Source organism: Mesobacillus boroniphilus (assembly GCF_018424685.1).
GTDB classification, from domain to species: Bacteria; Bacillota; Bacilli; order Bacillales; family Cytobacillaceae; genus Mesobacillus; species Mesobacillus boroniphilus_A.
Genome location: NZ_QTKX01000003.1, coordinates 517834 through 542881, shown reverse-complemented (window position 1 = coordinate 542881; position 25048 = coordinate 517834). Strand labels below are relative to the sequence as shown.

Here is a 25048-nt window from a genome sequence, read left to right as displayed (position 1 = left end):
ATCATTTCTCCTCATAAAAATTTGCTTTATAGGTCGTCTTTTTAATGAATTTATCAAATACCAGCAGCATGGCCGGCAAGAAGAACACGACCATTACAAAGGCAAGCAATGCCCCTCTGCCTAATAGCAGGCCGATGGATCCAACAATCGGATTGGAAGATGTCATCCATAAAATGAACCCAACGCTTGATAATATCGCCGCAGATATCGAAATGGAGAACGTCTTTTCATCCAATGTTTTCATGATTGCTTTTTTTGCGGACATTTCCTGGCGGTTATGCTGGTAAGCTTCAGTCAGCAGAATCGCATAGTCGACTGTTGCCGCCAGCTGTACCGTACTGATGATTAAATATCCGACAAACACAAGTGAAGAGCTGGTGAAATACGGAATCGACAGATTGATCCAGACGGCTGATTGAATCGTGATCAGCAGTACAATCGGAATCGAAATCGATTTAAAGGTTGCCAGCAGGACAATCGCAATTGTTACAACCGTCAACACGTTCACAACAATGTTATCCTTGTTCACGACATTCTTAATATCATACAATGTTACGCTTTCCCCTAAGCTCAATGCCTTGTCGCCATAATATCTCTCAGCCGATTCATTTACATTTTGAACGATTGAAAAAGGAATATCCCCTTCTGTTCCCTGATTTGTGTTGATGATAATACGGCTGTAATTTTCCGAATAAAATTCGTTCGTGATCGATTCATCCAGGTACTCAGGCGGAATGACCGAGCCCACCATATTGACATAAGCGATTACACTTGTGACATAATCAAGGTTTTCCAGCTCCTGGACGAGCTCTGTCTCCTTTGCCCGGTCTCCTGTTGGAACAAGAAGAACAATCGGAGTCGTCTCTCCAAACGCTGCTTTAATCTCTGTAAAATCACTGCCTGCACGAGTAGTCTCCGGTTGTTCGCCAAGGCCGTAGGTAAAGGCAGTGTTACTTTGCGCCAAAAAGCTTGGAACGAGAATCGCAAATACCAGCAGCAGACTTGGGATTTTTAGCTTCACCACAAAGTTTCCAATACCTGAAAAGCTTGGCACAAAGTTTTTATGCTTTGTTTTATCCATCCATTTATAGAACAGCAGGGTCATCGCCGGTAAAAACACCATGACACTGATGAAGCTCAGGATAATTCCTTTAACGAGATTGATGCCCAGGTCTGAGCCAATTTCGAATTTCATGAACGTCAGGGCGATGAACCCAAAAAAGGTTGTCGCAGCACTGGCCGTAATCGCCGGGAATGACTTTTTCATCGCAAGCATCATCGCTTCTTCCGGATCCTTCGTTTTTTTCCTATAATCGGAGAAACTGTGAAGCAGGAAGACGGCATAATCGAGTGAAACCGCCAGCTGCAAAATCGGGGCAACCGATTGAGTTACGAAGGAAACCTCTCCGATAAAGATGTTCGTTCCCAGGTTAATCAGTACCGAAACGCCAATTGCCGTCAGGAAAAACAACGGCTCTATCCATGACGTAGTTGAGATGACGAGAATGAATATAATGATTGGAACGAGCAAGATGGCAGCATACATTGATTCCGTACCAGCCATTTTTTGTGAAGACGCTGTGTTAATGGCTTCACCGGCAATCGCTCCGTCTTCACCAATCAATTCATAAATCGCATCGGTAATCGCTACCTCATCACCAGAGCGGACGCTGATCGAGAACAGTGCGTTTCCGTCTTTGTAATAGTTTTCTATCGTCTCTTTATCTGCCATTTCAAGTGGTGTTTTCAAATCAACCACATCATCCAGCCAGATGACCTCTCCTACCCCATCAATGGCTGACAATTGTTCTTTATAGGTGATTGCTTCCTGTAAGGATATATCCCTTACCATGACCCTCGTATCGGGTACTTCAGCGGTAAATTCCTTTTCCATGATTTCCAATGCCCTTGTTGATTGGGCATCATCCGGCAGGTAATCCACCATATTATAATTGACCGACACAAAAAATTGCGCCACAGTTGAAATTAGTGCAATTAATGCAAATGCGATCACAACAGCCTTTTTATGTTTTATGATTTTTTCAGCAATGCTTATCATTCTTCACCCTCACTTGAGTCTTTTGCAATTTCACTTTATCATTATATAAACACCGTGTTGTCTATTCAACAAACAGTTGGGCACATAACGTTCAATTCACAACAGAAAACGCTTTTTTGTTGGTTAAATCATTGTTTAACAGAAAAAGGATGGATTTTAAATGGACAGACGAAAAAAGTATACAAGGATGGTTTTAAAGGATAGTCTTATGGAATTAATGAAGACAAAGCCAATTTCGAGCATCACGATAAAAGAGATTTGTGATTTGGCAGACATTAATCGTTCCACCTTTTATTCACATTACTCCAGTCAATATTACCTGCTCAATGCGATTGAAGAAGAATTCATTGAAGACATGGTTTCAACTTTGAACCAATACAATTTTTCCAAAGAAGATGAAGCTTTGAAGATGACAGAGAAGATTCTTGAGTATATTGCCAGGAATAGCGATGTATGCCAAACACTCCTAAGTGAAAATAGCGATATCCACTTCCAGAAAAAAGGGATGATGATTACCCAGGAGTTCATTTTCAAAAACTGGATCACTGACAGCCAGTTTGACCGCGAAACGATTGAATATATAAATATTTTTGTTGTCAGCGGAAGTATTTATGTGATTAAAAATTGGGTGGAGAACGGGATGGATAAATCACCGAGGGAAATGGCCGAAATCATCAACAACTTCATCAATCGTGGACTATCAAATATACGATAAAGCGCCAGCCCAATCCGGGCCGGCGCTTTTGATCATTTTAAAACAAGCATCGTGACACTCTCAATCTGTGAAGTGTGCGGGAACATGTCCACTGGCTGGATGTATTCAACTTTGTATTTGCCGCCTAGTGTCTGAATATCCTTTGCAAGTGTTGAAGGGTTGCAGGATACGTATACGAAGGTTTTCGGCTTTATTTTCAGCACTGTATTCAGGAATTCCTGATCGCATCCGGTACGTGGCGGATCGACGACGATCACATCCGGGCGCCAGCCTTCCTCCAGCCATTTAGGCAGCAGTTCCTCCGCTTTGCCCAAATAGAATTTTGCATGGTTGACGCCGTGCTTGTACGCATTCTTCTTCGCATCCTCGATTGACTCCGGAATGACGTCCATGCCGCGTACCTCACCCGCCTCGCCGGCCATCCACAATCCAATGGTGCCGACACCACAATACGCATCAACAAGCTTTTCCTTGCCAGTCAGCATGGCGGCTGCTTTCGCTTCATTGTAAAGTTTTACAGTCTGTTCAGGATTCAGCTGGAAGAATGTCCGCGCTGACAATTCGAATTGCAGGTCTCCCAGTGTCTCCTGGATAAAGTCGCTGCCTTCCAGTGTCGCGGTTTCGCTTCCGAAAATGACGGATGTCTTTTCCCCATTGATATTTTGGACAATAGAGTTGACCTCGGGAAGCCGCTTCTTGATTTCCTGGATGATTATATCCTTTTTCGGCAGTTCTTTCTTGGTCGTAATCAGCACAATTTGCAGCTCGCCAGTCTGGACTCCCGTCCTCGCAACAATTGTCCGCACGAGTCCTTTGTGCTTTTTCTCATTGTAAATCGGGATCTTCAATTCCTGAAGAATGCCTTTTACCACTTCGGTAGCTTTGGTCGTAGCCGGATGCTGGACTGCACACTGCTCGATATTGATCAGGTTGTGAGAATTCAAACCATAAAGGCCGGCAAGCACTTTCCCGTCCTTTTCGCCAACCTGGAATTGGCTTTTATTCCGGTAGCCCCACGGATTCTCCATTCCGATCGTCGGTCTGATGTCAAGCTCGTCGATTTTCAGCTTCGTATGGCGCTCCAATGCTTGGATAACAATATCGCGTTTTTCATTGAGCTGCTGATCGTAGCCCAAATGCTGGAGCTGGCAGCCGCCGCAATGGTCATAAACTGGACAAAGCGGCTTGATCCGATGCTCGGATCGCTTGCGAATTTTCTTGATTTTCGCCTCCGCAAACTTCGGGTGCACCTTTGTCGCCTCCGCGACGATTTCCTCACCCGGCAGGGCACCAGGCACAAACACGACCTGGCGCTTGAAATAGCCGACGCCTTCGCCATTGATCCCGAGACGCTTGATTGTCAGCGGGAAGGTCTGCTTGAGCTCCAATTTCGCTGTTTGTTGGTCTTTGTTCACTTGCTGTCCTTTTTTCTTATAATCACCTTTGTTCAAGTGCTGTCCTTTTGTCTTATGCCCATCTTTGCTTATTTGCTTTCCTTTTTTGGATTGCTGATGTTTTTGCTGTTGATGCTCTTTTGGCATTTGCTGCTCTTTTTTCATAAAACTTCACTCCAATTATTCAATGCTTCTCCATAAATAGAGCGAAGCATAGCTTAAATAAGGATTCCATGGTTTTTTATACTTTTCCATTTCGGCTAGAGTCGGCTTTTCATCCAGATTGAAATATTTCTTCAATGCATTTTGAATGCCGATATCCCCCATCGGAAACAGATTCGGCCGCCCAAGTGCGAACATCAGGAAGTTTTCAACCGTCCAGGGTCCAACACCGCGGATTTTGATCAATTCCTGGGCAACTTCCGCATCGGGCTTTGTTTTCATTTTTTCAAAATCAAGCTGTCCGGATACTGCCAGTTCAGCGATTCCAATCACATATTCTGCCTTCCGTCCGCTGAATTGCAATTCACGCAGCTCTTCAACCGAAAGCTGCGCCACTTTTTCAGGTGTTGGATAAAACCAGACTCCACCCAGTTCTTCGCCGTATGTTTTTACAAATCGTTCTGTCAGTGTAAAAGCAAACTTCAGATTCAGCTGCTGATGGATAATGCTCTTGATCAAACTTGAAAAGGGATCAAATTCCAGGACAAGCGGAGTCCCATAATGTTCATTGAACAAGTTCTTTAACTCCGTCGTTTGGAAATGTTCATGAATATGGATTAACTCCAAGTTCCATTGAAAAATTTCAGTCAAACGCTGTAACGTCTTTTCTTTATCGTAATCAGCACGGATAAGGAATTCAGGATTTTCCAGAGTACCTGTACCGATGACATCTGCGACGATTCTTTTATTTTCAAAAACAAGCGGTACCTTTACAAGTCTCTGCTCAATATCAACCGAATGCAAAGGATCGAGCGCAAGCCTGCTTAAAGCAAGATCAAAATCATATGGCCCGGAAACCGCCACCTTTTCTTCCCACATATACAAACCGCCCTTTAGTATTTTCCCCGTATTATAGCATTTCCTCGGTTTTTTTACGAAAATAGTGAAGGTTGCGGTTCTGGTTTTATATAATCGAGCTGAATTTAGATGGTGTTCATATTTTATTTGGTGATATCAAGTTTTATTGGTGGAGTTCACAACTTTATTGGCGATTTTCAGATTTTATTGGCGAAGTTCACAACTTTATTGACGAAAATTTATTTTTATTGGCGAAAATATGATTTTATTGGCGACTTGGAAAAAACGAGCTTTTTTACCAATTCAAAAGCCCGGCATTATACAAATGCCGGGACATCCCATCAGTACAACATTGGGTCCTTCATTCCGCCCTTGCTTAGCATCAAATCATCAAGGCTTTTAAATTCATAACCTTGTTCTTTCAAATCCCTGATTACTTTTCCAAGGGCGTCCGCGTTGTCCTTCGAAACGGTGTGGAGCAGCAGGACGGCACCTGGATGGATTTGCGTCATGATTTTATCATAAGAATATTGCGCTCCTTTTTGCTGGTCAGTATTCCAGTCAACGAAGGCGAGTGACCAAAAAATGTGGGTGTAGCCGGCTTCTTTGGCTACTGCCATTGTCCTTTCGCTGAAAATCCCGCGCGGCGGACGTAAATAGGTCATATGCTTTTTACCCGTAATTCTTTCTGTTTCAGATCTGACCATTTCCAGTTCCTTCTTTATTTTCTCATCGCTGATCTTGGTCAGGTCAGGATGGTGCCAGGAATGGTTTCCAATGATATGGCCTTCATTCGCCATCCGCGCCACTAGCTCTGGAGCACTATCAAGATAGTGACCCGTAACAAAAAACGCGGCTGGGACTTTTTCTTCTTTTAAAATATCGAGGATTTTCTCGGTATAGCCATTTTCATATCCGTTATCGAAGGTCAGATAAATATCCTTTGAATTTTTGTCCCCTTTATAAACAGCTCCGTGATCTTCAAGGATGACCTCGAACATCCTGCCGGCATCAGCCTGCCTTCCATTCCGGCCCTTCTTGAATCCCCAGTGCATGGGTGAGTTTGAGTTCTCCTCCGCACCGGTTGTTGCTGGTAAAGTAATCAACAGCAGCAGTGCCGAAGCAAGCAAAATTTTAACAATCGTTTTCATGATGTTCCTCCATTGATGTTTTTCCTTAGTGTTCGTCAGCAGGTAAAAAAAATTCTTGTAAGTATATTTCAATTTAAAAAGCGAATAGTAAAAACATACAAAACACTAAGGAGAAATCTATGTCAGAAGAACAAAAAATCGATTGGACATCTAGTGAAATCGGCAACCTCTGGAATATATACATTGCTAACTCAATGGCTGTCTGCATGTTCCGTCATTTTTTGCTGAATGTAGAAGATGAAGAGGTAAAGGATTGCCTTCTGGCAGCTGATGAATTGAGCAAAAAAATTCTCTCGCAACTGGAAAACCTTTTTACAACTGAAGGAATGGCTGTGCCACAGGGATTTTCAGAAGCAGATGTGAATGCAAAAGCACCGAAGCTGTTCTCAGACAGCTTTTACCTGAACTACCTGGATATGATGGTGAAATATGGCGCGCTATATTACAGCGTCGCGCTGCCTGGTTTCTCAAAGATGGACTTGCGGCACTTGATCACGGATATCAATATTTCTTCTCTTAACCTTTCAAATAAGGTTACAGAAGTGATGCTTGAAAAGGGTTTGCATGTCAGACCTCCATACATCCCTACCCCAAGCGAGGTATCTTTTGTGGAAAAGCAAAGCTTTTTCAATGGATATTTTGGTGACAAAAGGCCTCTTACAGCAATGGAAATCACCCATCTTTTTTTGAACACCCAGGTGAATGCGGTTAAAATGATTCTTGTCATGGGGTTCAGCCAGGTCGCTAAGCATGAGGAAGTACGTGAATATTTTTTGCGCGGGAAAAAAATCAATATCAAGCAGCACAATATACTTTCACAAATCATGTACAAAGAAGAATTGCCTGTCTCAATCCCAAGCCAGTTTATGGTCACCGAGTCCACTGAGGCTCCATACTCAGATAAATTGATGCTCTTCCATATCTCCAACTTATCCTCCGCAAAAGTCCGGAACTTTGGAGACTCTATGGCAGTCAGCCCCCGTCATGACCTCGGGGCCACCTACATAAGATTCCTAATGGAAACAGCAAACTTTGCTGAGGATGGAGGGAATATTCAAATCGAGCATGAGTGGTTGGAAAGTCAACCGAGAAATGTGGATCGAAACCAGCTCGCAAAGCAGAAGAAAAACTAAAAGGAGGCTTGCTTTAAAAAGCGAGCCTCCTTTCGTGATATTACTTATAAACTCGATCAGCGAACTGAGCCAATTTTTCAAGGGATGATTTTTCTACGTCCTCATGCAGACTGTTGCCGTGAGAGTCCATCGTGACAACCGCCGTGAAGCCTTCGACGTTGAGGTGCCACATTGCTTCAGGAATCCCGAAGTTCATCAGATCAACACCTTCAACAGACTTGATGCAGTCAGCATAATACTGAGCAGCCCCACCGATTGCATTCAGATAAACACCGCCATGTTCCTTCAAAGCAGCAAGCGTCTTCGCGCCCATTCCGCCTTTACCGATGACCGCACGGATGCCGAATTTCTTCATGATATCACCCTGGTAAGGCTCCTCACGAATACTTGTTGTCGGGCCGGCAGCCTTCACATGCCACTTGCCTTCTTCATCCTTCAGCATAACCGGACCGCAATGATAGATGATCTGGCCGTTCAAGTCAACAGGTGAATCATGGTCGGACAGGTATTTGTGAATTGCATCGCGGCCTGTATACATCATGCCGTCAATCCTGACAACATCTCCAACTTTCAGTTCACGAATTTGTTCTTCGGTAATAGGAGCTGTCAGTGTAACGACATCCTGTTCAACCGGAGCTTCAACTGCTGCAGCGATTTCCTGGGCAGCAGGCTGTGCGAAGTCGATTTTCTCGCCCTCCTGGTACATCCATTCCTGGATCTCTCCTGATTCAGGATTCACTGCTACACCAAGGCGGCGATATGCCCAGCAGTTGTACGCTACAGAAACGTAGAAGCTGGCAGGAATACGGTTCATGACACCGATTTTGCACCCTAGCAGAGTGGTCTCCCCGCCAAAGCCCATCGTGCCTATTCCAAGCTTATTAGCATTTTCCATTACATATTCTTCAAGGCTGCGCAGATCCTCATGTGGATTAACATCTTCCACCGTACGGAACAGCTGCTCCTTGGCAAGATCGTATCCGGAAGATCGGTCCCCGCCAATACCAACGCCGATAAAGCCGGCGCTGCAGCCTTGTCCCTGTGCCTGGTAGACCGAGTGCATGATGCATTTGCGGATTCCGTCAAGGTCACGACCTGCTCGCCCAAGTCCTTCCAGCTCAGTTGGAAGGCTGTATTGGATATTCTTATTTTCACAGCCGCCGCCCTTTAAGATCAGGCGTGCGTCGATATAATCATTTTCCCATTGCTCAAATTTAATGACAGGAGTTCCTCCGCCAAGGTTGTCCCCGCTATTTTCCCCAGTCAGCGAATCAACAGAGTTCGGCCGCAGCTTTCCATCCTTTGTTGCTTGTGCAATTGCATTGTAAATCGCTTTTTTCATTTCTATCTGGTTCGCTCCAACCGGAGTTTTGATTTTAAAGGTTGGCAGTCCAGTATCCTGGCAAATTGGCGATACATTGTCATCCGCCATTTTAATATTATTCGTGATGGTATCAAGACTCATCGCTGAACGGGTTCCCGCGTTTTCACGCTCAGCCGCAGCTTTGATCGCCCTGCGCACATCCTTCGGCAGGTTCGTGGATGTTTCAACAATCAGCTCATACATGCTTTCCTGAAACTTTTCGATATTCATCTGTCTTCCCCTCTCCCCTTGTCTTTCTAGCTCTTTATATGTGAAAATTTTATAACAATTTCTCCGATACCATTATACTCCTAAGCCCTATTGATTTAAAGATAGAATATGGAATCGTTTACAAATAGAAATACGCAAACGCCTTGTTCAGCCCCGACAAGCGTGCTGGAGCTGGATTAAGAAAACTACATGTAGTTATCCACAACTTAATAACTTTATAAATACCTTAAAAACAAAAGAGACCTCACAAAAGGGTCCCTTACAAATCGCGATTTTTAAATTCCCGGCATTTTGCATCCATTTCTTCGACGATTTGGATCATGCGGTCGATATCTTCAAGATCTGCTTCCACTGGATCGATTGCCTCAAGTAACTCAGCAAACATATCCAAACGCTGCTTCAAAAACACTACCTGTGTATTTTTCTCATTTATCGGACTTCCCAAACTTCTCGCTCCTTTCACTATCGTTAACATCCTACCTAAAAATGGACGATTGTGCAATATTAATCAAACCTTCATATCTGCTATTGGGTAGTATTCCCCCTAAACAATGTTTGTCCATGCTTTTTTAGGAAAAAAACATATATGAGGTGATGAAATGTTTTTTAATTCTTGGGAAGCGGCTTTGCGGCCACTGATTATAGGTTTGCTTGCTTATTCCGCTCTCGTTTTATTGCTGCGCGTTTCCGGCAAAAGGACTTTATCCAAAATGAATGCATTTGACCTGATTGTCACAGTTGCGCTCGGATCTACCCTGGCGACAACCCTTTTGAACAAAAATATAGCGCTAGTTGAAGGCATTGCGGCATTTCTCATTTTGATTGCCCTGCAATACCTGGTTGCCTGGCTGTCCATCCGCTCTAGTAGATTCAAAAAATTGATCAAGTCGGAACCGCAGTTGTTATTTTATCGTGGAAATTATTTAAAAGAAAAAATAGTCAAAGAGCGGGTTCTCGAAGTTGAAATTCTTCAGGCAGCACGCTCAAGCGGCATCAATTCAATGCATCAAGTGGAAGCCGTGGTCCTTGAGACAGATGGCACTATATCGGTCATTAAAAAAACTGAATCAGAGACGAATACTTTGGATAACGTTGAACAATAAGAAAGCAGGCTGATTTACTCCAGCCTGCTTCTTTCAATGCTTTTATTCATCCAGTCCAGTCGCTTTCCCTTCACGGCTTGAATCAGCCGCTCCATGGATAATGCCTTTTTCACGATCGATCTGAATTGCCTGGACATTTCCTAACGGGAATGGTCCATCTGCGAACTCGAAACCCTTCGATTCCAATTCCCCTTTCGCTTCCATACTGATTCCCGCTTCCCAGCCAATGAGCGGCCCAGTACTGTTGAATATTCGCGGCTCCTCGATGGCTTCCTTAAGTTCCATGCCAAAATCAAGAACATTGACAAGTGTTTGGAATACAGAGCCAACAATCGTCGGACCACCCGGAGATCCAAGGGTGAGCACTGGCTCATCATCCTTGAAAACAATCGTTGGCGTCTTGCAGCTTACCGGCCGTTTTCCAGGCTTGATCTCATTCAGCCCGCCTGGAATTGCATCAAAGTCTGTAAGCTCATTATTTAGGACAAACCCATAATCCTTCACCATGATACCCGATCCGAACGGATGCTCAACGGTAGAAGTACAAGCAACAATATTTCCCCATTTATCCATCACGGTAAAATGCGTTGTTTCACTTCTTTCTCTTTCAGGCTCGAATGGCTGACGGACCACATTGATTTCTTTTCCATCCGAATAAGCCCATGGATTGCCGAAATCGATCGAATCATTTCTGCGTTCAAAATTAATCAATTTACGACGCTCGGCAAGGTACTCTTCATTCAGCATCCCTTGCAATGGGATGTCGCCAAATTCAGGGTCTCCGGCAAAAGCAATTTTATCAGCAAAAGCAATTCTCATCGCTTCCGTAAATAAATAATATTTCTCCCAGGACTTCACATCATACTTGCTCAGATCAAAACCTTCTAGAAGCTTCAATATTTGAAGCATAGTGGTTCCGCCCGCGCTTGGCATGTTTGAAGAGGCAATTTTGTAATCTCTATATGTTCCCCAGGCTGGTTCATCGATTGAAATCCTGTAACTTTTAAGATCGGAAAGTTCCATGATTCCGCCAAGTTCCTTTAAAGTAGAGACAATGGCTTCAGCTATTTCTCCTTCATAAAAGGCTTCGATTCCTTTTTTCTGAAGGATGCGGAACGTCTTGGCAAGATTCTCCTTTTGATAACGATCCCCTTCACATAATGCCTTACCGCCGGGCATGAAAAGTTCCCGGGCATGGTCTCCAAGCCGGTATTCAAAGGTCTTAAGCGTGTTGTCCATAACCCAATTGACTTCAACGCCCTTTTCCGCGGCCTGTGCAGCGGGTTCAATCAGTTCAGCAAGCGGCTTCGTACCATATTCCTTCCTTGCTGCTTCCATTGCTTTTAAAATCCCCGGAACACCCACGGCAGTGGCATGCGTTGATCTTTCGCGAAAAGGGATGACTTCATCGTGCTCATCAAGAAATAATTTTGGGTGCGCAGCAGCTGGTGCCCGCGTGTGGCCATCAAATATTTTCGTTGTCTTGCTTTCTGCATGGTACACCATAAAAAAACCGCTGCCGCCAATACCTGTCATCATCGGTTCCCCGACATTCAACCCAAATTGAATAGCTATAGCTGCATCGATGGCATTACCACCATCACGTAAAATTTTTTCTGCCGCATCTGTCGCAATAGGATGAGCCGAAGCGGCAATTGATACTTTTCCTTTAGCTGTTTCTCTATCATAATCGCATCTATCTGAACGTGGTTTAAATTCCTTCTCCATTGACGGTAACCTCCCAAAATATCTATCAGTCAATTTGTATATGTATAGTTACCCCTCAAAATCTATAAAGAAACTAGCAAAATACTGGCATTGACATAAGGTCGAACATTGTTTTGCACCTGGGCTTTGGCTTTTCATACCAGAATCTCATTCCTTATCCTTTTTGTTCGAGTTCTTTTCGTTCAGGTTCAATAAACACGCGAAAATAAAAAAACTGACACAGAAGGTCGCATTATACGACCTTTTGTGTCAGCCTCGTTAGTGAATCTTATCGATTATTATCGTTGTTCTGTTCTTCAGGAGATACAGTAAATGTGTTAGATGTATTTCCTAGACCTGTTGTATCTGACTGTCGGCTGTCCATTCCTGTTGCATAAGCACCAGCAGGATTGCTAGAGCTAGAGCCTGTACCAGAATTATTGTTGGATGTTGAATCAGTCGCAGAGTTGACAACAGGGTTGTCCATTGCAGTAGAGCCTGCTTCCTTGACTTTTGATCCAACTTCCTTGAGATCATCCTTTGCATCCATTACTGTATTCATAGCTTCGGAAGAATTGGACTTTGCCTCATTCATCTTGCTGAATACATCGTCATTCAGACGCTGGTAAAGGTTTTGTGCATCACTTATTGCTTCTTTTAAAATGTTAGAAGCTTCCTTAAAGCTCCCCATCATTTGCTCCTTCACATCAGAAGGGTTGTTTTTAACTTCGCTGAACACGTTCATTGATGTGTCCTTCACATCTACTGCCTTATTTTTCACCTTTGAACGGGTGTTGGAATCGAGTAAAGTCAATGCACCACCGATCGCCGCACCAATGAGGACGCCTTTCATGAGCTTGCCGTTTGATGAGCTTGAGTTATTTGAGCTGTCTACTCCGTAGCTGTTAGAGTAGCCTCCCATGGAAGTGTTGTTAGAATAAGAATCGTTTGATGCTGTGCTTGCATACGTTGTTGTGCCAGTTGTTGTATCATAAGAAGCATTTTCATTTGCAGAAGTGTAAGTGTTGTTATTCATACTATAAGAGTTTGAGTTGTTCCCCATTGAATTCTGGTTGTTGCTGGAAAGAGTATTGTCAGACATAATCTATTTCCTCCTTTAAATTTCGTAGATTTAATGGTTATGTATAACTCTTTCCCGCCTTAGATAACCGATAAACAGGATATATATACCTTTTGTCAAGAGGGAAAAATTACTAAAAAAAACCTTACTCCTATTTAAAGGAATAAGGCTGTCTTTTCAATATTAATTATCTTGGCCTTTCACTGGACACAAAGCCAAAGCTTACATGGTCCTGAACCGGGATCCATGCACCGATTCCCTGCGAGACAACATTTTTTACGACGATGACTTTCTTGTTTCCTTTTAGCATCAAGTAGACCTCACCATATGTCACCTTGCCCTTTTCATTAATGGCTGGTGCGTAGGCGTACAGGTAACCTAGACGTTTTGGCTGGATATTATAGATATGGTCTTTTTTCGTACCAGCGCCAATGATTGTCTCAAACGCAAGCGGGAGTCCGGTTTTCTTGGCCGCTTTCAACATCATCATCTTCTGCACGTCTTCGGCATTATTGATTTTCGCCGTCAAGCCGCCCTTCACAACCTTTTGCTGTTCCTGGACATAATGGATTTGATAGATAGCATTTCCGCCGCGATTATCATAATAATTCGTATTGATTTTCTGGTACTCCCAGTTCGTGGAAGTCTCAGTAGATACATAATTCAACGGCCATTCTCCAAGGTAAACAATCGCTCGATAGCCGATTGCAAAAGGAGTGCTGTTAATGGTCGTTTCATTTAGCATTCGGATTAAATCAGGGTTCTCAATCTTCACTTTTGATGTTTTGATCAAGTTCTTCGTCAGCTCGCTTGGCTGAAGGAAGGGCAAATCCTCCGTTGGGTTTGGATATGTGTTGTCCTTCGTGATATTCATTACTGAATTCGGAATTGTATACTTTGCCTTTTCAGCTTGCTTAGGCTGAGGAGCTTTTTTCGCCTTCCCTTCTTCCGCAAAGGCCGGCGCTAAAATTGACATCATGAAAACCATCGTCATAACAAGGATAGCTGCTGCTTTTTTCATTGGTGTTGTTTTCTCCTTTCACTACAGGAAACTTATAAGTTTGTTTATAGTGTTTTCGGAGTCGCATCACTTTATCCAAAGTTTTGAACAGCTTTTACAAAACTTGTCTACAGGAAAGGCTCTGTTGCATGAACAGAGCCTCAGGGGGTTATTTTATCGGACAGAAGTGATCAATTTATTATAAAGCTTCTCACAGTACGGATAGAACAATTGAATCAGCGGACCGATTGCGAACGTTACAATCAATGTTCCAATACCGATTGGCCCTTTAAAAATGAACGCAGCAGACAAGGCAAGAACTTCACCAAGCGTTTTTGCCACCATTAAATTTAGACCGAATCGTTCCCTTAAAGCCATCATGAAATTATCAATCGGAATCAACGGGAACCTCGGCTGAAGATAGACAGCCAATCCAAAACTCAGCGCCACCATTCCCAGCAGAAAGACTCCAAATTGCTTTAGGTACCCGGTAACTATCAAGTCATCGAACACACGCAAAAGCCAGAAATCAATAAGCAAGCCCGTGATGAGCAACGTGATGATCGCCGCAATATCCGGTCTTCTTTTTACCAGGGCTGCATTGATAAATATCATAATAATCCCCACAATGACCACCCAACTGCCGGGAGTCAGCCCAACAGTTTTGGACAGGCCAACGTTAAGGGCATCCCAGGCACCTGTCCCCAAACCAGCTTTAATGGTCATCGATACTCCAAAAGATAGAATCGTTAACCCAATGATGAAAAATAGAGTGCGATAAACAAAAGCCATAAGTACATATTCTCCTTCTTCTATAACCTTCTAATGGACATTTTTGACTGCTCGTCGGCTTCGAAATGTCCATTAAAACACTTTTCTTGGACATTTTGGCTGCTCATTGGCTCTGAAATGTCCATTAAAACACTTTTCTTGGACATTTTGACTGCTCGCTTGCTTCGAAATGTCCATTAAAACACTTTTCTTGGACATTTTGGCTGCCCACTGGCTCTGAAATGTCCATTAAAACACTTTTCTTAGACAGTTTGGCTGCCCATTGGATCTGAAATGTCCATTAAAACACTTTTCTTGGATATTTTGGCTGCCCACTGGCTGCGAAATGTCCATTAAAACACTTTTCTTGGACATTTTGGCTGCCCACTGGCTGCGAAATGTCCATTAAAACACTTTTCTTGGACATTTTGGCTGCCCACTGGCTGCGAAATGTCCATTAAACATCTCTCAGGATGCTATTTCATAGCTGATCCAATAGGAACTTGCTTTTTTACAGCGAAAAAAGAACCCTGTCCTCCTGGAACAGAGTTCATTGTTTCTATTATATTAAAGCAGGTGAATTCCAATACTCATTATAGCATATTTGGCAAAAAGCGAAACTCGTCTTTTGGTCAATTTATTGAACGATTTCAAAGGTTTCTTCTACCTCGATGCTGTTTATGACTGATTGGACCATCGAGCAGTTTTTCCTGGTCAATACCATTGCCTTCTCGATTTTCTTTTCATCGAGATTGTTTCCGGCAATGCGAAAGTGAACATGGATTTTGCTGACCCTGTTCGCCTCTTCTTCCACTCGTTCTGCATTAGCTTGAATATGGATATCCTTGATGTCCATCCTCATTTTTTCCAATACCTTGCGAAGGACACCGCCGCTGCATACAGCCACTGATGAAACTAAAAGCTGGTATGGCCTGAAACCATGCTGTTCGTCACCAGCAACATCCAGCCTTCCGAAATCTACTTCTGTATAAAATCCAACATCTGGTTTCATTTTGAATTCCATGTTACTCTCTCCCTTATCGCAACATCTTAATAAACAAGTTAATTTTGATTAATACCATGAGATTACACTATTTTCTCCGTAATTTAAAATAAAAACCGTTGCACTTAAATTTTTATATCGTTAACATCTAAAGAGTATTAAGTAATTAGGGAGATTTTATTTACATGAATATAAGTATCAAGCTTCGTTTCTGGATTTTGGTCAGCATAGTCGCCATCTCAGGCTTTTCCCAGGGAATGCTGCTGCCATTGATTGCGATTATTTTTGAGCAGGACGGCGTGTCATCATCGATGAATGGCTTGCACGCCACAGGTTTATATATAGGAATATTGCTTGCTTCACCATTAATGGAAGCACCGCTACGCCGTTTTGGCTACAAGCCCATCATTCTTATTGGCGGCTTTACCGTAGCCATCTCGCTTGCTCTATTTCCATTATGGAAGTCTTTTTGGTTCTGGTTCATTTTAAGGCTGGCAATCGGGATTGGCGATCACATGCTTCATTTTGCGACTCAGACATGGATTACTTCTTTTACCCCTAAAGACCGGATTGGAAGGAATATCTCGCTCTACGGATTGTTTTTCGGGCTGGGGTTCGCTGCTGGCCCGTTGATGACTGGGTTTGTAAAAATAAACATGACTCTGCCTTTCATCATTTCTTCTGCCATCAGCCTTGCCGCCTGGCTTACGGTATGGCTGTTGAAAAATGAACGTCCCGAACATGACACCGACAGTACTTCTTTTTTCGGGACGATGAGAAGGTTCGGAAAAGTTTTCAAATACGCTTGGGTTGCTTTTCTGCCACCGTTTGGCTACGGGTTCCTTGAGGCCAGCCTGAATGGGAACTTCCCTGTTTATGCTATGAGGTCAGGAATCGGCGTCGATGCCGTCGCACTCCTGCTTCCTGCCTTTGCCATCGGCGGGATTCTCTCACAGCTGCCACTAGGGATATTAAGCGATAAACTTGGAAGAAGGAATGTATTAATTGTTGTCACGCTATCAGGCTTCATTTCTTTTACCGCGGCGGGACTGCTCGAGAATTCGACCACCGGCTTGCTTATTTGCTTCTTTTTAGCTGGTACGCTCGTCGGATCCACTTTTTCACTCGGCATCAGTTATATGGCTGACCTTCTGCCAAAGCAGCTCCTGCCGGCAGGAAACCTGATGTGCGGGATTTTCTTCAGCTTCGGGAGCATCAGCGGCCCATTTATTGGTGGACTGGCTATACAATGGCTTGAAGGCATCAGCTTCTTTTACGTGATCAGCACGATGCTTCTATTGATTTTCATCGCCCTTGTGACCGTTCGCCATGGCGCTTCACCCAACGAGGCAGAATCTGTGTAACGAAAAACAGCCTCTCTATTTCGCAGGGAGGCTGTTTCTTTTTCTTGCAGGCCGGTTGACAAGAACGATTCCGACCACTACCAATATTAATCCGGCTATGACAAAATAATGTAACAGTTCGTCTAGTAGGATTGCTGATAAAATTACACCGAATACAGGGACCAGGAACAGGTATAATGACACCTTGCCAACCTGGTTGTACTTCATCACATTGTTCCACAAAATAAAGCCTGCAGCTGACAGGAATGAAAGATAGAGTAGCATCAAACCAGACTTTAGATTGAAATCGAATGGAGCAAGTCCCACTGAAAAAGCGCCAATTGCAATCAAGCCTAAGGACCCCAGAATCATCTGGTAAGCGGTTAAATAAATGACTTCCATTTTTCCACTGCCCTGTTTAGCAAGGATATTTCCGTACGCACCAGCCATCATTGCTCCCATTAGCAGAATTTCACCGATACCAAAGCTGATTTCATAATCCCCATTTGGCCAATTCGCGAAAATGACCCCGGTGAATCCAACCATCAGTCCAGCAACCTTCAAACGGCTCATCCTGTCATCTGGATAAAGGAAATGCGCAAGGAGGATCTGGAAAAACGATGTTGTCCCGGCAATGATTGAACCCTGGATCCCGGTTGAATAGCTTAGTCCGATATAAAACAGGACATATTGGAGGAACGTCTGGAACAGGCCAATTTTCAGAAGAGACTTTGTCGTCTCCGGCCTGAATTTCATATTCCTCTTCAATAACAGGAACATGATCAGGATCAACAGCCCTGCAAGCAGAAAGCGGTATCCTGCAAACAGCATTTGTTCCCCCATTTCCTCCGGCTTAATATCAAGGCTGTTATAGCTGAGTTTTATAAATGGGAACGCGCTCCCCCATAATAAGGTCGCCCCGGCAGCCGAAACAGCAATCCCAAGCGGGTGTGTAAAAAAGTCTTTAGTTGTCATCAAACAATCTCCTTAGACAAACGCATTATTCTTTTAAAAAGCATATATTGTATGGTAACATAATAGAGAAAACAATAGTATCTTTTGACTTGGAATTCCGCTGTCACCAATCTGGTGGCAGCTTTCGTGTTTTTTAAGGGGAATGATTGTGATTATTAGTATCAATTAGAGAAATTAAAGGAGGAGAAAAGCATGGCTCAGGGAGCAAATGCGTTAGCAAAGCAAAACTCGGTTCCTGAAGTAACCTTTTTTGAAAAAATCAAGCCTCACGCAGAACTGGTCGCCGCCATTATCAGCGGTATTCTGATTGCTGCAGGCTGGATTTTGGGCAAGGGGGATTCACAAACAGCATCTGTCATCGCTTTTATCCTGGCCTATGTTATCGGTGGTTTTGCAAAAGCGAAGGAAGGCATTGAAGCCACAATTGAAGACAAAGAATTGAATGTCGAAATGTTGATGATATTCGCAGCGATTGGCTCTGCCATTATTGGATACTGGACAGAAGGCGCGATCCTGATTTTCATTTTTGCTATGAGCGGAGCGCTTGAAACGTATACGATGAACAAAAGCCATAAGGAGATTTCCTCTTTGATGGAACTGCAGCCAGAGGAAGCATTGAGGATTACAGATGGTGTTGAGGAAAGGGTCCATGTTTCAAAATTGGAAATTGGCGATTTAATTTTGGTGAAACCAGGTGAAAGAGTCCCATCTGACGGTAAGGTTGCCAAGGGACAGACGACGATTGACCAGGCAGCCATCACCGGGGAATCGATTCCGGTTTCAAAGGATTCCGGCGACGATGTATTTGCCGGTACGGTAAACCTGACCGGTTCGCTTACCGTTGAGATTACAAAACGAAATGACGAAACACTGTTCCAAAAAATCATCCAGCTTGTCCAAAACGCGCAAAGTGAAAAGTCTCCTTCCCAGCTGTTCATCGAACGGTTTGAGGGCACTTACGTAAAGGTCGTTCTGGCAGTAGTTGTACTAATGATGTTTGTTCCACATTATCTGCTGGGCTGGAGCTGGACGGAGTCGTTTTACCGTGCGATGATTCTTCTGGTCGTCGCTTCCCCATGCGCACTTGTTGCCTCGATTATGCCGGCCACTTTGTCGGCTATTTCGAATGGCGCGAAGCACGGAATTTTATTTAAAGGCGGCGTCCATCTGGAGAACCTGAGTCACCTTAAAGCAATTGCGTTTGATAAAACAGGGACACTGACAAAAGGTAAGCCTGAAGTAACTGATTTGATTGTGGGTGATGAACTGGATCGCGATGAAGTACTGCTAAAGGCAGCATCGATTGAAAGCCACTCCAATCACCCATTGGCCAACGCTATTGTAAAATACGCCAAGGAAACGCTTGAGAAAGAGCTTGTACATCCAGAAAGCATTGAGGATGTTTCTGGCTGGGGCGTAAAGGCTCATTATGAAAATGAGGATTGGAAAATCGGCAAGGCTGACTTTGTGGGAAGACCTGCCGCTGAATCATTTTCTGACGGCGCTGCGGTAGAACTTGCAGCTGAAGGAAAAACGGTTGTTTTTATCGAACGGAATGGGCAGATTACCGGGTTGATTGCCTTAAAGGATGTAGTTCGCGAAGAAACAAAGCAGGCCATCGATTTGCTGAAATCTGAAGGGATTTACACTGTCATGCTCACTGGTGACAGCCTAACCACTGGAAAAGCAATCGCTGCCGAAAGCCATGTCGAAGGATATATCGCTGAGTGTTTACCTGAAACAAAGGTCCAGGAATTGAAGAAACTGAAAGAACAATACGGCCAGGTTGCAATGGTCGGCGACGGCATTAACGACGCTCCGGCACTCGCAACGGCTAATGTCGGCATCGCAATGGGCGAAGGGTCTGATGTCGCGCTCGAAACAGCAGATGTCGTGCTGATGAAAAACGACCTGCCAAAGATTGCCGAAGCAATCAACCTATCACGCCGGATGAACCGGATCGTCAAGCAAAACATCGTCTTCTCCATCCTGGTAATCATGGTGCTGATCGCATCGAACTTCATGCAACTGCTCGACCTGCCATACGGGGTCATCGGCCACGAAGGAAGCACGATTTTGGTTATATTGAATAGTTTGAGGCTATTGAAATAATGAAGCTGGCTCCCGCATGAATTATATTCTGCGGGAGTTTTTTGTTGCACCCCGGTTCTGAAACTATATCATCTTAGTGACGGACATTTTTTCTCTGTCTCCGCCAATTTCTGTCGGTCATGGCCTTGATGACGGACACTCTTTCTCTGTCTCCGCCAATTTCTGTCCGTCATGGCCTTGATGACGGACATTTTTGCTCTGTCTCCGCCAATTTCTGTCCGTCATAACCTTGATGACGGACATTTTTGTTCTGTCTTCACCAATTTCTGTCCGTCATAACCTTGATGACGGACATTTTTGCTCTGTCTTCACCAATTTCTGTCCGTCATAACCTTGATGACGGACATTTTTTCTCTGTCTCCGTTAATTTCTGTCGGTCATGGCCTTGATGACGGACACTCTTTCTCTGTCTCCGCCAATTTCTGTTCGTCATAACCATGATGACGGACATTTTTTCACTGTCTCCGCCAATTTCTATCCGTCATGGCCTTGATGGCGGACACTCTTTCTCTGTCTCCGCCAATTTCTGTCCGTCATAACTTCTATTTGGACTTTCCTATGTATTCTTCTCGTTACTGAATTTGTCTGCATACAATGATAAAGCGCCCTCCGAATGGGGGCGCTTTTTGTTAGTGATATCCGTTTGGTCCGTTTGCTGAACCTGATGTTTTCTGGCTGTGGTTGCTTTTGCCTTTTTGTTTGGTACTTCCGTCTTTCTTCGTTTTCTTTGCCATCCTGAAATCCCCCTTTATCAAAATGAGGAACAAGCCTCTTTTGTATCTTCTGCTAAAATAGCAGACGTTATCGAGGTAATTTCAGGATAAAGAATGTAGTCAGCAGCCTGCTTTCTTTTCGCTATAATAAGCATTTATTTCTCCGCCTATGATAATGATATACGCGGATAAATAGAGCCAGATCATCAGGACGATGATTGCGCCGATGCTGCCATATGTGGCGGTGTAGGAAGCGAAGTTGCTGACATAGTAGGAGAATCCGATGGATACGAGCACCCACCCTCCGGTTGCGAAAATCGAGCCTGGTATGCCGCTAACGCAGGTGAGCTTCTTGTTCGGAGCAATCCAGTATAGTCCAAGAAAAACGATGAATAAAATCAAAATACTGATCAGCCAGCGGAACATATTCCAGACGTAGACGAATTCTTCCTTCAGGCCAAAATTTGAGAACAGCCAACTCCCGATTTCTTTTCCAAACACAGGCAGGATCAAAGCGACCAGGAACACAAATATCATGGCAAATGTCAAAAAGATTGCCATTAACCTGCTTACGATAAACGACCTAGTCTCTTCTACTCGGTATGCACGGTTAAATGCCCTTACAATTGCATTGATACCGTTCGAGGCTGACCAAATTGTCGCCAATAATCCAAAGCTCAGCAATTTGCCGTCTTTTTTCATGATATCCTCCAGGCTGTTTTTGATTAAATCCATTGATTCACCAGGTGCATAGTCATCAAAAAAGCCGAGGATATCCACTTCGGAGATTGGCAGATATGGAACAAGCGTTACAAGGAAAATCAACAGTGGAAACAAAGAAAGCAAAAAGAAATATGCAAGCTGAGCAGCAAGTGCAGGAACATCGTCCTCCTGAATCCTCTGCCACATATGCCTGAAAAATGATATATCAACCATTGATTCACCTCATTTGTGCTTTCCTGGTTCCTTCCAGGGGCTTGTCAATCCATCATTCTTTTTCATCTATATGCTTCTGTGTTTGTCCGGATGCCGTAATCTTCCTCAGCGTTTCTTTTGTATCTTTGACCAGTTCCGTGACCTGAGGAGGTACATCCCTTATTTCTTCTACTTTTTCAGTGATAAAAGCAACGTCCTCTGTTACTTGTTCCACTGTTGTCCGTACTTTATTCGCTGTTTCTCTTAGGTCTTCAATAAATTCATTTGGGTTTTTGACGACATACTCAACGCCGCTGGATAACTTGCTGAAATCCTCTTTTACAGCCTGCCGGGTCGATTTTTCCAAAAGAGTGACCGCTCCCCCTGCCATCGCACCTAAAACCATGCCCAACCAAAACTTTTTCGAACTGCCCATTATTTCTCCTCCTAGAGTCTTCCTTCTCATTTTGCAGACCTCCGTTTGCCTGCCTCCTAACTAACATTTTCCACGATTGCCATCACTTCATGCAAGTGTTGTGACAAATATTGCTGGTTTTTATGAATATTGCTGCCTAAATCAGTCATTAATCAACACTATAAATGCGTGTGAATTTAGAAATCGAATAATTATTTTTGCATCCGGAAAATACCTTAACGACAACTACTCTCATATGAATTCACCAGTCTTTCTAAGATTTCCCTAATGGATATCGCTTGACTTACCACCAATTATCAGAATATTCTTGTTGGAGAACATTTTCCGAATATAACTTTTCAAGGGGGAGCATCATGACATTTGAAGATTGGATTGGAAAAATCAGCGGCTGGGTTTGGGGCCCTCCTCTATTGATCCTGCTTGTTGGAACGGGAGTTTACCTGACCTTCCGCATTGGCTTCTTGCAAATGAGGCTATTGCCTTACTCACTAAAGCTTGCATTTACTAAAAATCAGGACAAACGATCCGAAGGGGATATTTCTCATTTCCAGGCTTTGATGACCGCACTTGCTGCAACGGTGGGCACCGGTAATATCGCTGGTGTCGCAACGGCGATCTTTACGGGCGGACCAGGTGCCGTTTTCTGGATGTGGGTTACCGCATTTTTCGGAATGGCAACAAAATACGCGGAAGCTGTTTTAGCCGTTAAATACCGGGTTGAGGACAAGGATGGAGAAATGTCGGGCGGACCGATGTATTATCTTGAACGCGGCCTTGGCCAAAAATGGCTTGGTGTTTTATTCGCGTTATTTGGAGCGATTGCCGCTTTTGGGATTGGCAACCTTGTTCAATCAAATTCAGTTGCTAGCGTCGTACAATCAACATTTTCAGTGCCTGCCTGGGTTACGGGACTTGTATTGACAATTTTTACGGCTTTTGCCCTGATTGGAGGAATTAAGAGCATCGGGAAAATCACTGCTTTATTCGTCCCAGTCATGGCAGGATTTTACCTTCTTGCTGGTCTAGCGGTCATGATCATGAACTTTGACCTCGTGCCAGCGGCAATCGCACTTATTTTTACAGATGCATTTACTGGAGAGGCTGTTGCCGGCGGGGCGCTTGGAACTGTTATCCGAATGGGTGTAGCCCGCGGCGTTTTCTCCAACGAAGCAGGCTTGGGTTCTGCACCGATTGCTGCCGCGGCAGCAAAGACGGACCTGCCTGGACGCCAGGCACTTGTATCGATGACCCAGGTGTTCATTGATACCATCGTCATCTGTTCGATTACCGGTATCACTATCGTCATGGGCGGGCTGTATACAGGGGACACGACTGCAGCCGACCTTACTTCAGCGACCTTTGGCAAGTTCCTTGGCCAGACCGGTTCGGTGATCGTTGCGGTTGGATTGTTGTTCTTCGCTTCCTCGACAATCATCGGCTGGTCTTATTACGGAGAGAAGTGCTTCTCCTATCTGTTCAGCAAAAAAGTCGTGTTCTACTACCGAATCGCGTTTGTCGCGGCTGTCTTTGTCGGGGCGATTTCCCAACTCGAGATCGTTTGGGGTGTAGCGGATGTCATGAACGGATTGATGGCCTTCCCGAACCTGATCGGGCTGCTCGGTTTATCTGGCGTGGTCGTAGTTGAAACAAGGAATATCCTAAATGCGATCAAAGAAGAGAAGAACGAAGCGAAAACATTCAGTGCGTAATCGAAATCCGGCGTCACATGGCGCCGGATTTCTAATTGACTTTTTTTAACGAACGTGGAAAGATGGTTGTACAACCATTGAAAGGATGAACGGAGTGGACTTAACTAAAAATTCCCCTGAAAATGTTGATTTCATGATTGAAAAAATCAAGGAAAAATTGAAGTTCATGAACCTTGGCGCTATTAAATCAACGCATTTTGACGGCGAGATGTATGAAGAATTAAAAGAAATCTATGATATGATCATGAGAAAGAACAACTTCAGCCCGAATGAAATGCAGGCGATTGCTGAAGAGCTTGGCAACTTAAGAAAGCAGTAATTGCAGCAGGCACTTAATCGGGTGCCTGTTTTTTTGTTAGGCTCTTTTCTCAAGCTTTGTTGTTATTGACTACAAAATAGAAGTGAATGAACTATTTTCTTCTCAAAGCAGTCTCTTGTTATGAGAAAAGAGCGTGCAAACTTAATACCGAACTACAAGGTGGCGTTATATTACGTTAAAATCGGCTTTAGGATTTTAACAACAATCTTTATGAAAACAGCCTTTGTTCTGAGAAAAATGTCAAAACTTTTTAGTTTTCACTATGCATATATTGTTATATGATTGTGTTACTACTTTCGAGGGGAGTGAGGAATCATGAAAAAACTGACTGTGTCTGTCCTCTCCCTGTTTATCTTACTTATACTCAGCCACGGAACGATTCCTGACGAGAAAATCCACGCTGACACCCAGTCAAAAATCATTCTTCCCTTAGATCAAATTCAGGAAAATCTCCCTGGCCCAGATTCGGACGATAAAAAATCCCCATTCGTCCTATCCACTTTTGTCCTTTTCACTTTAACAGCATTTTACATGTTATATAATTCCCGAACAGATAAGATTACAGGCTTATTTTCATTTCTTACGGCAGTCTTTTTCCAGTCGAATTATGTGATCAAACCTCTTTGATTTTAAGCAATAAAAATCAAGGAGGGATGGATATGTGGTTTCGATTCCTGATGATTGGTTTCTTTTCCCTGACTGCGGTGAGCTTTATTTTTTATCAGGGAATTGAGTTTTATCATGCGTTCATTGATTTCTTCAAGCAAAACAAATAAATAAAATGAAACGGTCCTC

At 43.7% G+C, this 25048-nt stretch carries 22 protein-coding genes; 8 read left to right on the top strand and 14 right to left on the bottom strand.

Going from position 1 to position 25048, the window contains the following annotated elements; translation table 11 throughout:
- Nucleotide 1 precedes the first annotated feature (1 nt).
- Nucleotides 2-2059, bottom strand: a complete 2058-nt coding sequence (locus tag DYI25_RS19970) for an efflux RND transporter permease subunit (protein ID WP_213372199.1) — start codon at nucleotides 2057-2059, stop codon at nucleotides 2-4.
- A gap of 160 nt (nucleotides 2060-2219) precedes the next feature.
- Between DYI25_RS19970 and DYI25_RS19965 the strand changes: the two genes are divergently transcribed.
- The gene (locus DYI25_RS19965) at nucleotides 2220-2774 is read left to right on the top strand and encodes a TetR/AcrR family transcriptional regulator (RefSeq protein ID WP_213372197.1); all 555 of its coding nucleotides are present in this window, start codon (nucleotides 2220-2222) and stop codon (nucleotides 2772-2774) included.
- A gap of 32 nt (nucleotides 2775-2806) precedes the next feature.
- Here DYI25_RS19965 and rlmD read toward each other — a convergent pair whose 3' ends face one another.
- From rlmD to pdaA, 3 genes are all read right to left on the bottom strand, one after another.
- A complete protein-coding gene (rlmD, locus tag DYI25_RS19960) occupies nucleotides 2807-4333 on the bottom strand; it encodes a 23S rRNA (uracil(1939)-C(5))-methyltransferase RlmD (protein ID WP_249745561.1) in 1527 nt (508 codons plus the stop codon).
- A gap of 15 nt (nucleotides 4334-4348) precedes the next feature.
- Complete coding sequence (locus DYI25_RS19955; protein ID WP_213372195.1) at nucleotides 4349-5209, bottom strand: DNA-3-methyladenine glycosylase family protein; 861 nt, start codon at nucleotides 5207-5209, stop codon at nucleotides 4349-4351.
- Between the two features lie 320 nt (nucleotides 5210-5529).
- Nucleotides 5530-6339 carry a delta-lactam-biosynthetic de-N-acetylase gene (gene pdaA / locus DYI25_RS19950; protein WP_213372193.1) on the bottom strand — a complete coding sequence of 270 codons (810 nt, stop codon included), beginning with the start codon at nucleotides 6337-6339 and terminating at the stop codon, nucleotides 5530-5532.
- 119 nt (nucleotides 6340-6458) lie between these two features.
- Here pdaA and DYI25_RS19945 point away from each other — a divergent pair, with 119 nt between their 5' ends.
- Nucleotides 6459-7472: a DUF3231 family protein gene (locus DYI25_RS19945; RefSeq protein ID WP_213372191.1), complete on the top strand. Its 1014-nt coding sequence runs from the start codon at nucleotides 6459-6461 to the stop codon at nucleotides 7470-7472.
- A 40-nt stretch (nucleotides 7473-7512) separates the two neighbouring features.
- On the opposite strand, the gene DYI25_RS19940 is transcribed toward DYI25_RS19945, so the two are convergent.
- Both DYI25_RS19940 and DYI25_RS19935 read right to left on the bottom strand, forming a co-directional pair.
- On the bottom strand, nucleotides 7513-9066 hold the full coding sequence (locus DYI25_RS19940; protein WP_249745560.1) for a fumarate hydratase: 1554 nt from the start codon (nucleotides 9064-9066) through the stop codon (nucleotides 7513-7515).
- Nucleotides 9067-9325: 259 nt separating this feature from the next.
- Nucleotides 9326-9511 (bottom strand): SE1561 family protein, encoded by a 186-nt coding sequence (locus DYI25_RS19935; protein WP_213372189.1) that lies wholly within the window; start codon nucleotides 9509-9511, stop codon nucleotides 9326-9328.
- Between the two features lie 154 nt (nucleotides 9512-9665).
- On the opposite strand from DYI25_RS19935, the gene DYI25_RS19930 reads away from it, so the two are divergent.
- Nucleotides 9666-10169, top strand: coding sequence for a DUF421 domain-containing protein (locus DYI25_RS19930; protein WP_213372187.1), 504 nt, complete (start codon nucleotides 9666-9668; stop codon nucleotides 10167-10169).
- 42 nt (nucleotides 10170-10211) lie between these two features.
- On the opposite strand, the gene ggt is transcribed toward DYI25_RS19930, so the two are convergent.
- The 5 genes from ggt to DYI25_RS19905 form a co-directional block, all read right to left on the bottom strand.
- Complete coding sequence (ggt, locus tag DYI25_RS19925; RefSeq protein WP_213372185.1) at nucleotides 10212-11897, bottom strand: gamma-glutamyltransferase; 1686 nt, start codon at nucleotides 11895-11897, stop codon at nucleotides 10212-10214.
- Between the two features lie 268 nt (nucleotides 11898-12165).
- On the bottom strand, nucleotides 12166-12978 hold the full coding sequence (locus tag DYI25_RS19920) for a YtxH domain-containing protein (protein ID WP_213372183.1): 813 nt from the start codon (nucleotides 12976-12978) through the stop codon (nucleotides 12166-12168).
- A 166-nt stretch (nucleotides 12979-13144) separates the two neighbouring features.
- On the bottom strand, nucleotides 13145-13978 hold the full coding sequence (locus tag DYI25_RS19915) for a YfkD famly protein (RefSeq protein ID WP_213372181.1): 834 nt from the start codon (nucleotides 13976-13978) through the stop codon (nucleotides 13145-13147).
- A 153-nt stretch (nucleotides 13979-14131) separates the two neighbouring features.
- Nucleotides 14132-14749: a YczE/YyaS/YitT family protein gene (locus DYI25_RS19910; RefSeq protein ID WP_213372179.1), complete on the bottom strand. Its 618-nt coding sequence runs from the start codon at nucleotides 14747-14749 to the stop codon at nucleotides 14132-14134.
- A gap of 616 nt (nucleotides 14750-15365) precedes the next feature.
- On the bottom strand, nucleotides 15366-15752 hold the full coding sequence (locus tag DYI25_RS19905; RefSeq protein ID WP_213372177.1) for an OsmC family protein: 387 nt from the start codon (nucleotides 15750-15752) through the stop codon (nucleotides 15366-15368).
- Between the two features lie 164 nt (nucleotides 15753-15916).
- On the opposite strand from DYI25_RS19905, the gene DYI25_RS19900 reads away from it, so the two are divergent.
- Nucleotides 15917-17095, top strand: a complete 1179-nt coding sequence (locus DYI25_RS19900) for an MFS transporter (protein WP_213372175.1) — start codon at nucleotides 15917-15919, stop codon at nucleotides 17093-17095.
- A 15-nt stretch (nucleotides 17096-17110) separates the two neighbouring features.
- Here DYI25_RS19900 and DYI25_RS19895 read toward each other — a convergent pair whose 3' ends face one another.
- Nucleotides 17111-18049: a DMT family transporter gene (locus DYI25_RS19895; protein WP_213372173.1), complete on the bottom strand. Its 939-nt coding sequence runs from the start codon at nucleotides 18047-18049 to the stop codon at nucleotides 17111-17113.
- Between the two features lie 192 nt (nucleotides 18050-18241).
- Here DYI25_RS19895 and DYI25_RS19890 point away from each other — a divergent pair, with 192 nt between their 5' ends.
- A complete protein-coding gene (locus DYI25_RS19890) occupies nucleotides 18242-20161 on the top strand; it encodes a heavy metal translocating P-type ATPase (RefSeq protein ID WP_213372171.1) in 1920 nt (639 codons plus the stop codon).
- Nucleotides 20162-20994: 833 nt separating this feature from the next.
- On the opposite strand, the gene DYI25_RS19885 is transcribed toward DYI25_RS19890, so the two are convergent.
- Nucleotides 20995-21810 (bottom strand): YihY/virulence factor BrkB family protein, encoded by an 816-nt coding sequence (locus DYI25_RS19885; RefSeq protein ID WP_213372169.1) that lies wholly within the window; start codon nucleotides 21808-21810, stop codon nucleotides 20995-20997.
- Between the two features lie 52 nt (nucleotides 21811-21862).
- Nucleotides 21863-22225: a YtxH domain-containing protein gene (locus DYI25_RS19880; RefSeq protein WP_213372167.1), complete on the bottom strand. Its 363-nt coding sequence runs from the start codon at nucleotides 22223-22225 to the stop codon at nucleotides 21863-21865.
- 353 nt (nucleotides 22226-22578) lie between these two features.
- Here DYI25_RS19880 and DYI25_RS19875 point away from each other — a divergent pair, with 353 nt between their 5' ends.
- The 3 genes from DYI25_RS19875 to DYI25_RS19865 all read left to right on the top strand — a co-directional run bounded on the left by DYI25_RS19875 (nucleotide 22579) and on the right by DYI25_RS19865 (nucleotide 24880).
- Nucleotides 22579-23934 (top strand): alanine/glycine:cation symporter family protein, encoded by a 1356-nt coding sequence (locus DYI25_RS19875; RefSeq protein ID WP_213372165.1) that lies wholly within the window; start codon nucleotides 22579-22581, stop codon nucleotides 23932-23934.
- 94 nt (nucleotides 23935-24028) lie between these two features.
- The gene (locus DYI25_RS19870; protein ID WP_213372163.1) at nucleotides 24029-24253 is read left to right on the top strand and encodes a DUF1128 domain-containing protein; all 225 of its coding nucleotides are present in this window, start codon (nucleotides 24029-24031) and stop codon (nucleotides 24251-24253) included.
- 315 nt (nucleotides 24254-24568) lie between these two features.
- On the top strand, nucleotides 24569-24880 hold the full coding sequence (locus DYI25_RS19865) for a hypothetical protein (RefSeq protein ID WP_213372161.1): 312 nt from the start codon (nucleotides 24569-24571) through the stop codon (nucleotides 24878-24880).
- The last annotated feature ends 168 nt before the right edge of the window (nucleotides 24881-25048 follow it).

What these genes read in the sequence shown, in the direction of transcription:
- DYI25_RS19905 (WP_213372177.1), bottom strand. Translation starts at nt 15,752, where the DNA reads ATGGAATTCAAAATGAAACCAGATGTTGGATTTTATACAGAAGTAGAT.
- DYI25_RS19895 (WP_213372173.1), bottom strand. Translation starts at nt 18,049, where the DNA reads ATGACAACTAAAGACTTTTTTACACACCCGCTTGGGATTGCTGTTTCG.
- DYI25_RS19900 (WP_213372175.1), top strand. Translation starts at nt 15,917, where the DNA reads ATGAATATAAGTATCAAGCTTCGTTTCTGGATTTTGGTCAGCATAGTC.
- DYI25_RS19910 (WP_213372179.1), bottom strand. Translation starts at nt 14,749, where the DNA reads ATGGCTTTTGTTTATCGCACTCTATTTTTCATCATTGGGTTAACGATT.
- DYI25_RS19945 (WP_213372191.1), top strand. Translation starts at nt 6,459, where the DNA reads ATGTCAGAAGAACAAAAAATCGATTGGACATCTAGTGAAATCGGCAAC.
- DYI25_RS19865 (WP_213372161.1), top strand. Translation starts at nt 24,569, where the DNA reads ATGAAAAAACTGACTGTGTCTGTCCTCTCCCTGTTTATCTTACTTATA.
- DYI25_RS19930 (WP_213372187.1), top strand. Translation starts at nt 9,666, where the DNA reads ATGTTTTTTAATTCTTGGGAAGCGGCTTTGCGGCCACTGATTATAGGT.
- rlmD (WP_249745561.1), bottom strand. Translation starts at nt 4,333, where the DNA reads ATGAAAAAAGAGCAGCAAATGCCAAAAGAGCATCAACAGCAAAAACAT.
- DYI25_RS19940 (WP_249745560.1), bottom strand. Translation starts at nt 9,066, where the DNA reads ATGAATATCGAAAAGTTTCAGGAAAGCATGTATGAGCTGATTGTTGAA.
- DYI25_RS19970 (WP_213372199.1), bottom strand. Translation starts at nt 2,059, where the DNA reads ATGATAAGCATTGCTGAAAAAATCATAAAACATAAAAAGGCTGTTGTG.
- DYI25_RS19915 (WP_213372181.1), bottom strand. Translation starts at nt 13,978, where the DNA reads ATGAAAAAAGCAGCAGCTATCCTTGTTATGACGATGGTTTTCATGATG.
- DYI25_RS19955 (WP_213372195.1), bottom strand. Translation starts at nt 5,209, where the DNA reads ATGTGGGAAGAAAAGGTGGCGGTTTCCGGGCCATATGATTTTGATCTT.
- DYI25_RS19920 (WP_213372183.1), bottom strand. Translation starts at nt 12,978, where the DNA reads ATGTCTGACAATACTCTTTCCAGCAACAACCAGAATTCAATGGGGAAC.
- pdaA (WP_213372193.1), bottom strand. Translation starts at nt 6,339, where the DNA reads ATGAAAACGATTGTTAAAATTTTGCTTGCTTCGGCACTGCTGCTGTTG.
- DYI25_RS19875 (WP_213372165.1), top strand. Translation starts at nt 22,579, where the DNA reads ATGACATTTGAAGATTGGATTGGAAAAATCAGCGGCTGGGTTTGGGGC.
- DYI25_RS19890 (WP_213372171.1), top strand. Translation starts at nt 18,242, where the DNA reads ATGGCTCAGGGAGCAAATGCGTTAGCAAAGCAAAACTCGGTTCCTGAA.
- ggt (WP_213372185.1), bottom strand. Translation starts at nt 11,897, where the DNA reads ATGGAGAAGGAATTTAAACCACGTTCAGATAGATGCGATTATGATAGA.
- DYI25_RS19885 (WP_213372169.1), bottom strand. Translation starts at nt 21,810, where the DNA reads ATGGTTGATATATCATTTTTCAGGCATATGTGGCAGAGGATTCAGGAG.
- DYI25_RS19880 (WP_213372167.1), bottom strand. Translation starts at nt 22,225, where the DNA reads ATGGGCAGTTCGAAAAAGTTTTGGTTGGGCATGGTTTTAGGTGCGATG.
- DYI25_RS19965 (WP_213372197.1), top strand. Translation starts at nt 2,220, where the DNA reads ATGGACAGACGAAAAAAGTATACAAGGATGGTTTTAAAGGATAGTCTT.